Source organism: Lactococcus allomyrinae (assembly GCF_003627095.1).
GTDB classification, from domain to species: Bacteria; Bacillota; Bacilli; order Lactobacillales; family Streptococcaceae; genus Lactococcus; species Lactococcus allomyrinae.
Genome location: NZ_CP032627.1, coordinates 291,823 through 304,388, shown reverse-complemented (window position 1 = coordinate 304,388; position 12,566 = coordinate 291,823). Strand labels below are relative to the sequence as shown.

The 12,566-nt window shown below is 36.8% G+C and carries 17 protein-coding genes; all 17 read right to left on the bottom strand.

Annotation, left to right across the window (positions count from 1 at the left end; all coding sequences use genetic code 11):
* Positions 1-13 precede the first annotated feature (13 nt).
* Positions 14-652 carry a YesL family protein gene (locus D7I46_RS01610; RefSeq protein ID WP_120771282.1) on the bottom strand — a complete coding sequence of 213 codons (639 nt, stop codon included), beginning with the start codon at positions 650-652 and terminating at the stop codon, positions 14-16.
* Positions 653-783: 131 nt separating this feature from the next.
* Positions 784-2,337, bottom strand: coding sequence for a type 2 periplasmic-binding domain-containing protein (locus D7I46_RS01605; RefSeq protein WP_120771281.1), 1,554 nt, complete (start codon positions 2,335-2,337; stop codon positions 784-786).
* A gap of 68 nt (positions 2,338-2,405) precedes the next feature.
* A complete protein-coding gene (locus tag D7I46_RS01600) occupies positions 2,406-3,311 on the bottom strand; it encodes a carbohydrate ABC transporter permease (protein WP_120771280.1) in 906 nt (301 codons plus the stop codon).
* A gap of 9 nt (positions 3,312-3,320) precedes the next feature.
* Positions 3,321-4,265 carry an ABC transporter permease gene (locus D7I46_RS01595; RefSeq protein WP_240424463.1) on the bottom strand — a complete coding sequence of 315 codons (945 nt, stop codon included), beginning with the start codon at positions 4,263-4,265 and terminating at the stop codon, positions 3,321-3,323.
* A gap of 776 nt (positions 4,266-5,041) precedes the next feature.
* Positions 5,042-5,329 carry a hypothetical protein gene (locus D7I46_RS01590; protein ID WP_120771279.1) on the bottom strand — a complete coding sequence of 96 codons (288 nt, stop codon included), beginning with the start codon at positions 5,327-5,329 and terminating at the stop codon, positions 5,042-5,044.
* A 9-nt stretch (positions 5,330-5,338) separates the two neighbouring features.
* The gene (locus D7I46_RS01585; RefSeq protein WP_120771278.1) at positions 5,339-5,989 is read right to left on the bottom strand and encodes an N-6 DNA methylase; all 651 of its coding nucleotides are present in this window, start codon (positions 5,987-5,989) and stop codon (positions 5,339-5,341) included.
* Between the two features lie 116 nt (positions 5,990-6,105).
* Positions 6,106-6,684, bottom strand: coding sequence for a hypothetical protein (locus tag D7I46_RS01580; RefSeq protein ID WP_120771277.1), 579 nt, complete (start codon positions 6,682-6,684; stop codon positions 6,106-6,108).
* Positions 6,685-6,698: 14 nt separating this feature from the next.
* The gene (locus D7I46_RS13220; protein ID WP_162930774.1) at positions 6,699-6,854 is read right to left on the bottom strand and encodes a hypothetical protein; all 156 of its coding nucleotides are present in this window, start codon (positions 6,852-6,854) and stop codon (positions 6,699-6,701) included.
* 3 nt (positions 6,855-6,857) lie between these two features.
* Complete coding sequence (locus D7I46_RS13215; RefSeq protein ID WP_162930814.1) at positions 6,858-7,031, bottom strand: hypothetical protein; 174 nt, start codon at positions 7,029-7,031, stop codon at positions 6,858-6,860.
* Between the two features lie 46 nt (positions 7,032-7,077).
* Positions 7,078-7,530: a DUF3850 domain-containing protein gene (locus D7I46_RS01575; RefSeq protein WP_120771276.1), complete on the bottom strand. Its 453-nt coding sequence runs from the start codon at positions 7,528-7,530 to the stop codon at positions 7,078-7,080.
* On the bottom strand, positions 7,527-8,150 hold the full coding sequence (locus D7I46_RS01570; RefSeq protein ID WP_120771275.1) for a DUF1642 domain-containing protein: 624 nt from the start codon (positions 8,148-8,150) through the stop codon (positions 7,527-7,529). The genes D7I46_RS01575 and D7I46_RS01570 overlap by 4 nt, the downstream gene beginning before the upstream one ends.
* Before the next feature lie 365 nt (positions 8,151-8,515).
* The gene (locus D7I46_RS01565; protein WP_120771274.1) at positions 8,516-9,625 is read right to left on the bottom strand and encodes a T4 RnlA family RNA ligase; all 1,110 of its coding nucleotides are present in this window, start codon (positions 9,623-9,625) and stop codon (positions 8,516-8,518) included.
* Between the two features lie 32 nt (positions 9,626-9,657).
* Complete coding sequence (locus tag D7I46_RS01560) at positions 9,658-9,852, bottom strand: hypothetical protein (RefSeq protein ID WP_120771273.1); 195 nt, start codon at positions 9,850-9,852, stop codon at positions 9,658-9,660.
* Positions 9,853-9,862: 10 nt separating this feature from the next.
* A complete protein-coding gene (locus tag D7I46_RS01555; RefSeq protein WP_162930813.1) occupies positions 9,863-10,897 on the bottom strand; it encodes an ATP-binding protein in 1,035 nt (344 codons plus the stop codon).
* A gap of 1 nt (position 10,898) precedes the next feature.
* Positions 10,899-11,294, bottom strand: coding sequence for a hypothetical protein (locus D7I46_RS01550; RefSeq protein WP_120771271.1), 396 nt, complete (start codon positions 11,292-11,294; stop codon positions 10,899-10,901).
* Positions 11,295-11,510: 216 nt separating this feature from the next.
* Entirely contained in the window at positions 11,511-11,960 is a 450-nt protein-coding gene (locus D7I46_RS01545; protein ID WP_120771270.1) for a hypothetical protein, read from the bottom strand.
* A gap of 4 nt (positions 11,961-11,964) precedes the next feature.
* On the bottom strand, positions 11,965-12,564 hold the full coding sequence (locus tag D7I46_RS13425; protein ID WP_205570821.1) for a hypothetical protein: 600 nt from the start codon (positions 12,562-12,564) through the stop codon (positions 11,965-11,967).
* Positions 12,565-12,566: the final 2 nt, after the last annotated feature.

Here is a 12,566-nt window from a genome sequence, read left to right as displayed (position 1 = left end):
GACAGAAATCCTGTCAGCTCGCTTTTTTATCTTTCTCTATTTTATCAAAAACTTGCTTAATCATTACCGCAGAAGCAAGACTTATCGCCGCAAAACCTCCAAAAGTAAACACGTAAATCATCGTCAAAAGTGCTTCTGGACTAGAAAATGTGAAATAAATCACAAATCCATTAAAAACCAATAAAAAGATGGTCTGAAATAAATTTTGTAAACTCAAAATGATGACATTTCTCAGCATCATTTTCATCGAATTTTCATACCGTCCCAGATAAGCAAATCCATAAATAGCCACCACAGCAACAAAAATAGCTAAAATCCCCGCAGCTACTCCCAACAAAAATTCAGCGGGAATCGGTAAACGATGAATCAATCGAAAATCAGCAAACAAAATAAATGCAAGCAACACAATTCCTAGCCAAAGTAAAGTCGCCTGTTTAAAATTCTGTTTAAAAGCTCGAAAATAATCTCGCACCAACCCTGACTCGCGATGCCTCAAGATTCTCTGCAAATTAGTCTGCAAAGCACATAAACTCGCCCCTATCGTAATCAGTGGCAAAGCCGTCAGAATAAATAACGTATTCAAAATCACAAGGTCGCAAACACGCGCCATTATCCGCATTACAGGACTATTAACATTGAGTAATTTTCCCATTTTCTCCCACCATCACTAAGAAAAGTCAGAGGTAGGAGGAAACCTCTGACAATGCAACTCACTAAGGTTGTTCGGAAACCCGTTTTGCTTTTTCGTCGTACTGAACTTCGACGAAAAAGCAAGGTACACGACTACTTATTCACTTGTTTTTCATAACGTTTGTAAGCATCATTTTGGATTTTCATGAACTTGTCCAGTCCCATCGCTTTCAGCTTAGATTCATAGGTTGACCAATCTTTATCTACACCACCTTTAGTGACCCATTGTGCCTGCATTTGTGTCGCATAAGCACTCAATTGTTGATAAACCTGAGCAATCGTATTCAACTCTTCATTCGTGTATTGGACATTTGGAAAGGCAGGTAATGCATATTGCTTCAACGTTGCATCCATTTTAAGTTTTAAAGCATCTCCATTGTTTTGGTCTTGATAAGTCACTTTACTGTTATCCGCTTCTGACCAAACCTTTGGTCCAAAATCACGAAGTGAGTTAATCCAAGCTTGAGTATCCGCCGAGTTTTCACCAGTAGGTTTTAACACGGTATAGCCATCTGCTGTTTTCTCTGTACCCACTCCAAATTCACCATAGTAGTTTTGGATAGAAGCATCTTCTGTGTAAAAACTATCCAGCCATTTCATCAAAGCCTTAACATTTTTAGCATGTGTCGTAACCAATACTTCATTACGACTTTGGTTAAAATGATCTGGATCACTCATCACATATTGCTTCCCATCAGGTCCCTTGAGTGCTGGCAAAGCAACATAATCTTTGGCATTCGCACCAAAATTTGCATCTGCTGTCCAACCTGCAGCTACACCTACTTTTTCGGTCGTCGCCATCATTTTGTTTTGTGCCTGAGTTGTTGTTTCTGTAAACATTTCAGGGTCAATCAATCCTTTGGCATAAGCTTCATGCATAGCTTCAATTCCGGCTTTATATTCATCTGTATCGTATGCCCAAGCAACTTTACCATCGTAAAGCTCCATCCCATTTGTACCCGCAGCACCTAGACGATTATTAAAAGGTAAGATATAAGAAAATACTGGATCCCAGTTTCCTGTCGCATAAGGAATACTTCCAGGAATTTTCTCCTTAAATTGCTCTAAAACATTGACAAATTCGTCATAAGTTGTTGGCATCTTCAAACCAAGCTGAGTCAACCATTTTTGATTGATAAACAATTGATTGGCAATGGTTGGACGCATTGGAGCAATCTTAGGCAGACTGTAAATCTTACCATCAGGACTTGTGATGGTTGCCTTTATCTCTGGATTATCCTTCAACATCTTCATCAAATTTGGCATATCTTTTTCATTGATATACTTGCTCAAATCAATAAAATCATTCTGATTTTGCGCAATTTGCTGGTCAGTAAAAGTATTACTTCCCATAAAAACATCAGGTAGATTTCCACTTGAGAGGATTGTTGCTTTTTTATCTGCCCAATTCGCATCCACATAAACATCCCAATTCACCTTGATTCCTGCCTTTTTAGCAAGCTGATTAGGGAATTTTTCAAAGTCTGTACCCCAATCTGCCCACCGGTCTGTTGCCACGGTAAAGTTCTTGTTGGTTGTGTTAGACGCATTACCTTTTGCCTGACCACTTCCACAAGCTGTGAGTAAAGTCACAGCAGCAAGGACTGTAACAGCCCCAATCCCAATAGTAATCTTACGATTTTTCATCATAGGTTCTCCTAAGTTTATAATATAATTTTGATTCCAATTTTTTCTATTTCCAGAGTAATAGAGACTCATTCTTTAATCGCACCAACCATTACCCCTTGATTAAAGTATTTTTGTAAGAAAGGATAGACCAACATAATAGGTAATGTAGAAATAACAATAGAAGCATATTGCATCATCTGAGAAGTCTGTGCCAACTCACTCGCCATCGCACCTGTAGTTTGCGTCTGTAAAGTTTGATTCATAATCAATAACTGTCTGAGTAAGAGCTGTAAAGGCTGCAAATTTGGATTGGTCAGATAGATAAGCGCATTAAACCATGAATTCCAAATCCCTACCGCCGTCCACAGTCCTATAACCGCTAAGATTGCTTTGGATAAAGGCAGTACAATCGTAAAGAAATATCGAATCGTTCCACTTCCATCCACTTGAGCAGCTTCCCATAATCCCTCTGGGATAGACTCCTGAAAGAAAGTTCTAGCCACAATAATATTATAAGGAGATACAGCAAATGGGATAATCATCACCCAAATCGTATTGAGCAGACCAAAATTTTTAGTCACCAAATAAATCGGAATCAAACCACCTGTTACAAACATTGGAATAACATAAAGAAGTGAAATCCATTTTCTTCCAAGCAAGTCTTTTCGCGTCAATGCATAAGCTACAGGAATATTGACCAGTAAACCAAAAGCCGTACCCGCCAAGGTATAGAATATCGTATTAAAATAGGAACGCCAAAGCAAGGGCTGTTGGAACAGGACTTGGTAGCCTTTTAAGCTCCACGACTTAGGCCAAAACCATACCGCACCACTTGCCACATCTGCCGGATTTGAAAAGCTCGCAATAATCACAAACCACAAGGGATAAATAATCACCAAAATGAGTAGAATAGATAGACCATAAACAACAAAATTAAAAATTTTTTCATTTAAAGTCGTTGGTTTCTTTACTTTTTTTGCTTTGCTTGCCATTTTTTCCCCCTAAAATAATCCTGTTTTAGTCAAACGACGAGAAATAAAATTAACCGTTACAAGAACTACCAGATTAATGACGGTTTGAAATAAATTAATCGCCGTCGAATATGAATATTGAAAGGATTGTAAACCAACTTTATAAACATAAGTTGAAATAATTTCACTTCCAGGTAAGTTCAAAGGATTCTGTAAAAGTAACACTTTTTCAAAGCCGATATTAAGAAGTTGACCAACCGTCAATATCAGCATAATCATCATCGTTGGAACTAAAAGTGGTAAATCAATCTTAATCATTTGTTGAAAGCGAGTCGCCCCATCCATTGTCGCTGCTTCATAATAAGTAGGATCAATCGCAGATAGAGCTGCTAGATAAATAATTGAATTCCAACCGACATGCTGCCAAACATCTGACCAGACATAGAGGCTTGCAAATGAGTTTGGATTCCCGACAACATCAGGCATTTTTAAGTTAAAAAGATGCAAGAAATTTGCAATCATCCCAGAGGATGGTGAAAGAAATAAGAGCAACATTCCGCACATTACCATTGTCGAAATAAAGTGAGGCAAATAAGTCGTCACTTGAAAGAACTTTTTAAAAGCCTGAACTCGAATTTGATTACAAATCAAAGCCAAAATAATGGGAAAAGTAAATCCAATGATGATACTATAAAGCGCAATTTTTAGTGTATTAAGTATGGTTGGTAAAAACTGGTAAGAACTAAAATACTGCTGAAACCACATCAATCCTACCCAAGGGCTTCTCCAAACGCCTAGAGCAGGCGAATAATTCTTGAAAGCCATCAGAAGTCCATACATTGGGATATACGCAAACATAATCAATAAAATCGTTGCTGGAGCGAGCAGGAGATAGAGTGAAGCATTATTTTTTAATTTTTCCCTCAATATTCCTTTTTTCTTCTCCATTCTTTGCCCCTGAGCCATTTGTTCCATAACATTTCCTTCTTTAAGTTTAACGTTAAATCTTTTTGATAAACCCATGATAAACCTAAATAAAAAAATTGTCAATAGTTAACTTGAGTATCTCTAGAAACGTAAAAAAAACGAAATTTTAAAGCAACCCAAAATAAAAGATACAGAATTTTATCTATATTTTAACTTAGCAAGTGCGTGCTATCTTCGCCCTTTAGGCTACGCTGTCGATGCTCGCTACGGTGCAAAGTGGAGATAGAGCGAATGGATAACGTAGTGAAACGGAGGTGTGACCTTATATCTTTGATGTGAGGTTGTACCCTAACATTGGTGGGGACTTCAACAGTCTGGGAACTGTTGAAGATGGTAGATAAGCAAAGCATCGTTTTCCTTTCATTGAGTGCCTAACCTGCCCACACCAATGGAGCAATCAATTCAATTTTATATATGTATGAACAAAAAAAAAGAGCACATAAGTAATTGATGCCCTGCGCTTCGTATGGTTAAGTCTTTCTTAATCATCACTATCTAAAAAGCCCCATGAAATGCCCCAAATGATTAAAAAAGAGTAAATAGACAAACAAATTTTCGAGATAGCAATATCTCGTTTTTAAATTGCATTTCAATAATTTTAATAAATATAAATAAAATGTTCTATATCGTTGAGCTTATTCCTCCGTGTTTATTGCTTTATCCCAGCGATTTCTCTATTTTTTGAATTTCTAAGCACCTACTTGAGCACCTTTCCCCAGTTTGCGTGGCAACTATATTGAAAATTTTTATTATGTCCCCATTTTTCAACTTTTATGATATTGATTACTTTGCTCATCAGCTTGACTCTCCTCAACTTCATTTCTAAAACTCTTAACTTCTTCCGCAAAGAATTTTAAATTCCCCCCAGCATCGTTTAAGCGTTCAATCATTGCTTGACGCATTTCTCGCAATGATTCTGGATTCGTCGGATTACCCCATTTAATAATAGCACGCATTTTAAAGAAAAACTTTTTGTATTCTAGGTACATTTGTTCCTTGATGACTTGCTCAAATTCTGTTAAATCATCAAGAAATCGTTGGTTTTCTTGCATATTTCCTCCTTAGAAACTTAAACTTATTGGAGCTGAATAGAAAACTTCAAAAACTTCGTTTGTCAGCGCATTTCCATACTCAAAAGTTCCTGTTATGTTATGAATACCACACTGGATGAAAGCACACAACAGAGCAGTGCGGTCTAAATCACACGCTGTGACAATAACTTTCTTATCCGAGTTCTTCTCTCGCATATTGGCAATATGTCCAAGAATGAGTGAACCTGTCCCACAACACATATCTGCAACTGTCTCTGTTTTCTTTTTATCATCTCCTTGGGATACAATCATACTCATCAAGCGACCAACATAATCTGGGGTAAAAACCTGTCCATCCTTGTTTTCGGTAAGAAAAACTTCGCTGGTAATCTGTCCCAGCCAATCTTTGATTTCCTGCTCATGCAGTTCGCCAAGAATAGTTAAAGCTTCTGAAAATAGTTGAAGCTGTTGCTCACTATATTTACCTTGAATTTGACTAATTTTATCTAAGAAATCAGATACCTTTGCTTGATTTGCCCCATTAACCAGTGCTAAGGAATAAGCAGAAATTTCTACCCAGTCCTGAACCACACGATTTAAGTCCAGTGTTCCCCCAGTTGTTGCTTTTTTCAAACAATTAAAAAGTGGTTGAGCTTCTTTTTCTACTATTCGTCTTGGCATAGAGCTTGCTCCTTCTTCATTTTTCTTTGTACTTTTGCTCCTCTTCTTCAATTTCAATAAAATATTCTTTTAAGAACTTACGTATTTGTTCTTTTGACATTTTCATGCTTTTGCCTTTAGTAAGTTATTTTACGTTGATTGCCATTAGTCCTCGGTTGTGCCGTTCCTTTTTCAAATTTAGAGAGCAGTTCCTCAGCTGCCTTCTGACTCGGTGCTGTTACTGTGACTGTTTCACGACATTCCATATTTTGACAACGACTTTGATAAACTCTATTCACGTTATACTTTAAACCTGACATTTCGTGACAAATTGGGCATTTAATTATTTTACTCATCTTCTCCCTCCTCCAGCCTTCGAGTGCTTGCTGAATGATGTTGTAAAGAGTTTCCTTGGGCTTATTAAGCCCGTCGCATTCTCTATTCATATCTCTTAATAATGCTTTTGATTCTGTCAGTGCTTCAACCGCAGTGTTAAGCTGTAGTTTTTCAACCGAAAGTTTGTCAGTGCTGACAGAGCTGGCAGGAATCTTGTCTCCTTTTGTCAAAGCTAGTCTAGCAATGTCAAATTGCTTGCCTGCACTAGATTGATATGTCGGCTCACTATTCGATTTTTGCTCATCAAGCGCAACATCTCCATTGAATTTTATTTCTTCCAGTGCTTCACGATAGATACGCTCTTTTGCTGTTTCAGTCATTTTATAATCCTCCGTCAAATCTCTTCATTCAGCACTAAATCTACCACGCCATCAGCATGGAACGCCTGACAAATCCCCCAACAAGTGTCTTCTCCTGAAACTGCTACCAAAGCATCTTGTGGCATTTTTTCAAGTTCTTCAATTAATTGTGTTACTGTTAAATTTTTCATTTTCTAATCCTCCGTCAAATCTTCTACCGTGCAGTTGAGGGCTTGTGCTGCAGTTCTAACTAAAATTCCTGAACCATCAGAGTCAGCTCCGTCAGTTTCTATCTCCAATAAAGTTTCTACTAGAAATGGACGATGGTAGCTTTGCTCTATTTCGCACATTTTCAAAGCAAGCCCCATTATCGTCAGCCCTCCCAGCAGTCACGCATTTTTTGTAGCTTAGTTTTCATTTGATTACCTCAATCCCGAGAATCACATAACTGTCAGGCAATCTATCAGCAGAAAAATAGTCGTTCAAAACTTTGTTAATTGTCTTTATGTAAGTTTCTTGACAAGAATTAGCCCATTTAATTGATTGCGGAATTCCATTGACAGACTCATGAAAGTTGTTGTATTCATCTGCTGGCACAACATTCAGAATCTTAGCTTTGATTGTATCAGCCTTGCTTTCAATACAAGGGATATCATCTTTATCAAGATAGGTCTGGCGCCTATTAGTCATGATGGATATTGCATATCTTATTGGAACTAAAAATTTTAGAAACCAACTAACTTTCTTCAACTCCAAAATATCCCCGACCTGGAAATCACGGTCATTCTTGCGAATTTCAAAGTTCTTAATACCATTTTTCACATCATCAAAATATTTGATGTCTAGTTTTAATTCATGTATTTTCATTTCTCGTTCTCGCTTTCCACAGGCACAGGAATCTGTTCATAACTCCCGACTTCCATGATTTCGATTTCTTGCTGAGTGAATTTGTAAATATCTCCATCAGGATAAAAATCATTTTCAAAATAATCATGTCCGAACATTCCTTCATCAACATATGCTAAGGAATGAGATTTTTCACGACACTTACTCATCTCAATATGTTTCAAATAAAACAACTGCTCCTGCTCAACGGTGTAGCCGTCTTGCATACGAATTAGCGTTGTGATTGAATGATTAATCTCATTTCCAAACCACTTACTAAATTCATCTCTAGGCTCAGCCTCTAATTTCATGCAAGTTTCATAAATCATATAATCTAGGTTAGATTTATTTTCTTCATACCAATCCGCCACGAACCGCGGAACTACTGGCAGGGGTTTAGCCTCATGCGCTCTGATATATTCTAAAGTAGCTTGATTATTAGCTTCAATTCGTTGCTCTTCCGCTAGTTTAAGTTTATTTTCGAGTTCTGTAGCATATTCTCTAAATTTGCGATACTGGCTCAAAACAGCCTGAAAATTGTTATTTAAATCAGTGATAGGACCATTATCTGGTCGTGTAAATCCTTCAAAAGTCTTAGTCATCTAATATTCCTCTCCTCTTTCAACTTTCTCAGCTAGGCATTCGCCACAATATCCAGTTGAGAAAATACAGTCATAATCTGTCGTTCCCTCTGGATATGAGCAAGTGCACTCTTCACAGCGTTCGTATTTAGTCATTTCTCATTCTCCAAATTCTAATTATTGCCTATTTGTGGCAAATTACAGTAACTAATTTTTCATTCATACTTAAGTGCCAGTTTTCTTATACATTTATTATCCTATAGATAGGAAAATATCGGGAAAGAAGTCCTTTATTTAATTTTCAAATGCTTAAAACTGGGTAAATAAAAAAACTCGCATTTGACGAGCTTTTTGAATTTCTAATTATTTTTATTCGCTAGAGTACATCACACATATTTTCTAACCATATCTTCCGCATTCCCACCAGAAGCCCAAATGTATGCCATAGCAGGTGCATTCTTATGTGTCTTAAAGTATACTGCGCGAACTTCTAAAATTGGCTCTCCGTGCTCTTGGACAAATGTATTGAAAGCTTGGGTTAATTCTCTGATGGTTGTTATTAACTTCAAAATAGCTGGCTTAGCTCTATCATTGAGTGCAATCAAATCATCAATCTCATTATTATAATAAGCATCCAATACAATCTCACGTCCACGTTTAGAAAATGTTGTCATGGACAAATCAGAAAACAAACCTTGAGCGCGTGAAAGCATATAGTGCAGTTCAATGTATAGCTCTGTTTTGAACTTTAAGCGTGTTGTCACCCCTCTTTTTTGAAAGGTAACCACCAATCCCTCTGTGTAGGCATCATTATGTCCTGCCATCCATTTCTTTAAATCTGATAATTTTGTAATTGGCTCTTCATGAATAGCTTCCAAACCCAGTTGTTGCGCAGTTTTTTGAACTTTCATATAGGAAATGCTTTTACCAGTTGCTGTTTCTATCATTCCATGAAGAACCATCTTTTCTTCTGGATAATCAATGGCAATTTTAGCATTGGGTCCAATATGTTCAAATAGCAATGTATAAGTTTTACCAAATGAGAAAAGCTTTTCTAGTTCATCTTTGCTGAGATGCTGTTCAAACCAATTTCTAAAATATACTGCATGTTCAGAAATGGTCGAGCCAGAGGAAGCAAAAATATTTCTATTCTGGTAATTAGAATAAATAACAAGAGAGCCGTCTAGTTTGTCCGTCACAGTCATTGTGTCATAATCAGTTACCCATTGTGCAAGTGCATTTTCACCATAGTTAAAAAACTTTGGGTAAGGGCGTGCGACAATTTCTCCTGTTACACTATCCAATACAATACCACGCGCGTCAAGCATATAGGGTAAACTCCATGATAAACCTTGTGGTGCCTCATCATAACCCTCAAAGGTATCTGAGTTTAGATTGTATTTTACACTCATCAGCTGTTTCTCTTCGTTTCGTGTAATGCGCACTAAGTTTTCTTTTTCATACTTCAAAAAATTTTCTAACATATCGCTTGTCATATTTATCCCCCTTCCTAGGAAGCACGATTCAATTATTTTTTCAAAAAAGTCTTTAACATCCGAATTTCCATATATGCTTCTAATTTCTCGCCCTCTAAACCTTGAAAATTTGAGAACTTAAAAATATGATTTAATTTGAATTTTTTGAACGCTTCAGCTTGCTCCTCTGACAAAGTTACAATGCGCTCCGTTCTTCCAGACTCCGATAAAAGTTTATAGCTTTTCATTTTCTTCTCCTCATGCTGGTCCCTCTTCTTTTACAGGAATAGAACATAGAGCATCTATTTCCGCAAATTTTAACAAGTTTATCAATAACTCATCTGAAATGTCGTGTTTTACTTGCCATTTCTTTATCGTTTTTTCTGACCAGTTGCCATTCCGAATTTGGTGAGCTATCATATGCTGATAAACACGCTCTACGGCTTCTAAGCATTCCTCTTTGTCTAGTTCTAACAAGTCCCCAAAGCAATGGATAGCATTAAGTAAAATTTGTGCTCCAACAGCTTCATGTGTCAGGTAGTGACTTGTCCCAAAATTGATACCTCTATTTTTTACATAACCTTTCCCCAAATCATGAAACGCAGCAGCCAAGAAAGAGGATGTATCTTTTGCTTCATAACGCTGAACCGCTGTATTATTTACAGCTAAAATATGGACATCAATACTTTCTGTGTGCCATTTACTTTCATGAGGAGCATAGTTTAGTTTAAGCAATGGTTTGAAAGCATCTGTCGCATAATATACTAAGGCTCTCAAAGTTAATCGAACTCTATGAGCGATGACTTCTCCTTTATCAAACCAGCATTCCCCGCTTAATACAATATCGTCACAATCAACACTCACACGTGGTACTTGTAAATTCATGAATTGACGTTCTATGACATCATTTGGGACAGCTTCATCTCCTATTCTATAAGTTTGTCGCAGTTTTGCCAGTTCCGGATTGCAGAAAACAACTTGGCAAATGACCTTAACATCTGTAAAACGTCGCTTTGCTTCTTGGTATAAATGTGCCCGTCGTTTGCGAGAGAGATTGGTTGCATCATAATAAACGATAGCATCTTTTTCCTCCAACTCTTTGAATACCGTCTTATTCATAATTTCAAAGACACGCGCATTGTGTTGATTTCCTTCCGAGAGCGTACCATACAGTTGGAGTCGCAGTTCATCAGAACTAATTCGTTTTGTATTTTGTTTTACTTTCTCTTGCTCTTTTGCAATGGTAGATTTCCCAGAACCAGAAATTCCGATTAAAATAATTAATTGACGCATTCTACTTCCTCTCATCTTTAATAATACTTGCTAACCTTTCAAAATTCCACGAAAGAACAGAATATACGAGTTCAATCGCTTCATCTGTGTTTTTCAATGTTTTGGGACACCAATAGGCAATTTTTCCTTCATATTCTTTCATTTGAGGAAATTTTACTAAATCATAACTTTCCTGAAGAGGTAACACTTTCTTTTCTTCTAATGCTTTTAAAATTTTACTAATGGTAAAGCTTGCTTTGTCAAAAGAACAACTGGGTCCTTCCGTTTTTTCAAAATATTTACTAAAAAACAATTCCAACATTTCCTGGTGGCTTGAAAGAATTTCTTTGTAGTAAGAAGCCATTTCTTCCTCTCCCCCAAAGATATCTAGCATTTTTTTGATGCTTTCTTTATTCATTTTGTTCCCTCTCATTCCTGTTGTAATTTTTTTAAGTTAAGTAAGCTAAACACTATTCAGCCATTATTTTCTAGTCTGAGTCAATAACCTTTCCAATTTTAATATCTTTAAGGAATTTGATTTTCCTTTTACGGATAATCAAAGTATTGAGAACACCTCTTTTTTCTTGATAATCTATTCTCTCATACTCTAAAAAATATCGGGAATAACCCCCGTTTAATTTTCTAAAGGACGTTGGTATTTAACAGCTGTATCAAATGCTTCTAATAGAGTCGCCCACTCCTCCGTTTTTTCTAATTGATTCGTTTCAAAATAAGGGGACAACAATTCTTTTAATTTTTGACATTCTTCTGGTTGCCAAATACCATCCACATCTGTATGTGCAACAAAGTGATAAAAAATATAAATGTCGTCTGATTTTTGTTCAACATCTAAAAGATTCATGACTCTCTCAAAAATAGGAAAGCTCTCCTGTGTATAATTCTTATTCCACTCATTCTCAAATATATCTTCAGTTGCATTTGTCCAGCCAAGGGCGCGTGACAACTCATTACGCAAAAAGTAAAAGGCTCCATAGCCAATGTCCTCTTGATAAAGCAGTTCACCTGTACGTTCCTCTTCTTCATCAATAATATCGTCACTATAAATTCTTAAAGTCATACTCATATTTTCATTCCTCCTTAGTCAGCCAATCAATGCAAAGTAAATCATCCCGTTTCAAACTAACATCCGTCCATTTCTCCAAAAGTTCGCGCGTGTCAAAACCGTGAGCGATAATTACCCCATAGCCATTTGGTGTTTCGTGTGTCTCTATCTCATTATCTGAAAGTCCGGCGTGATGTAAGTCAGATACGAATTCTTGTATTTTTTCTTTTGGTGCATCAAAATCAAATAACCATCTTTTCTCCAAAGCATTTTCAACTTTAGCTCCAAGAGCTGCCACCTTAGTTGGTAAGGAAGCCAAATTTAATTCTGGGTGGTCTATAAGATAGTGAATAAGGGCTTTGTTTATCTTGACATTATCCCGTTTATTAACGGAAAAATAGAGGCGACTTCTTTCTCCTAATTGCCCTCCTTGAGCAAATGCCTTGAATTCTTCATAAAGTTTTTTATCTTCTTTATTCCTAGTCGTGAGAAAAGCTTTGCGTCGTTCTTTAAAGTTTTCAAGGTGTTGATTATCTTTATTTCTTGAAACCATCAAAGCCACGCGCAAATTATCTGATTCATGTTTTTCGCTATTTTCATCATTCCATTTTGCAAAATTGCTCATAA

What these genes read in the sequence shown, in the direction of transcription:
- D7I46_RS01610 (WP_120771282.1), bottom strand. Translation starts at nt 652, where the DNA reads ATGGGAAAATTACTCAATGTTAATAGTCCTGTAATGCGGATAATGGCG.
- D7I46_RS01605 (WP_120771281.1), bottom strand. Translation starts at nt 2,337, where the DNA reads ATGAAAAATCGTAAGATTACTATTGGGATTGGGGCTGTTACAGTCCTT.
- D7I46_RS01600 (WP_120771280.1), bottom strand. Translation starts at nt 3,311, where the DNA reads ATGGCAAGCAAAGCAAAAAAAGTAAAGAAACCAACGACTTTAAATGAA.
- D7I46_RS01595 (WP_240424463.1), bottom strand. Translation starts at nt 4,265, where the DNA reads ATGGAACAAATGGCTCAGGGGCAAAGAATGGAGAAGAAAAAAGGAATA.
- D7I46_RS01590 (WP_120771279.1), bottom strand. Translation starts at nt 5,329, where the DNA reads ATGCAAGAAAACCAACGATTTCTTGATGATTTAACAGAATTTGAGCAA.
- D7I46_RS01585 (WP_120771278.1), bottom strand. Translation starts at nt 5,989, where the DNA reads ATGCCAAGACGAATAGTAGAAAAAGAAGCTCAACCACTTTTTAATTGT.
- D7I46_RS01580 (WP_120771277.1), bottom strand. Translation starts at nt 6,684, where the DNA reads ATGACTGAAACAGCAAAAGAGCGTATCTATCGTGAAGCACTGGAAGAA.
- D7I46_RS13220 (WP_162930774.1), bottom strand. Translation starts at nt 6,854, where the DNA reads ATGAAAAATTTAACAGTAACACAATTAATTGAAGAACTTGAAAAAATG.
- D7I46_RS13215 (WP_162930814.1), bottom strand. Translation starts at nt 7,031, where the DNA reads ATGGGGCTTGCTTTGAAAATGTGCGAAATAGAGCAAAGCTACCATCGT.
- D7I46_RS01575 (WP_120771276.1), bottom strand. Translation starts at nt 7,530, where the DNA reads ATGAAAATACATGAATTAAAACTAGACATCAAATATTTTGATGATGTG.
- D7I46_RS01570 (WP_120771275.1), bottom strand. Translation starts at nt 8,150, where the DNA reads ATGACTAAGACTTTTGAAGGATTTACACGACCAGATAATGGTCCTATC.
- D7I46_RS01565 (WP_120771274.1), bottom strand. Translation starts at nt 9,625, where the DNA reads ATGACAAGCGATATGTTAGAAAATTTTTTGAAGTATGAAAAAGAAAAC.
- D7I46_RS01560 (WP_120771273.1), bottom strand. Translation starts at nt 9,852, where the DNA reads ATGAAAAGCTATAAACTTTTATCGGAGTCTGGAAGAACGGAGCGCATT.
- D7I46_RS01555 (WP_162930813.1), bottom strand. Translation starts at nt 10,897, where the DNA reads ATGCGTCAATTAATTATTTTAATCGGAATTTCTGGTTCTGGGAAATCT.
- D7I46_RS01550 (WP_120771271.1), bottom strand. Translation starts at nt 11,294, where the DNA reads ATGAATAAAGAAAGCATCAAAAAAATGCTAGATATCTTTGGGGGAGAG.
- D7I46_RS01545 (WP_120771270.1), bottom strand. Translation starts at nt 11,960, where the DNA reads ATGAGTATGACTTTAAGAATTTATAGTGACGATATTATTGATGAAGAA.
- D7I46_RS13425 (WP_205570821.1), bottom strand. Translation starts at nt 12,564, where the DNA reads ATGAGCAATTTTGCAAAATGGAATGATGAAAATAGCGAAAAACATGAA.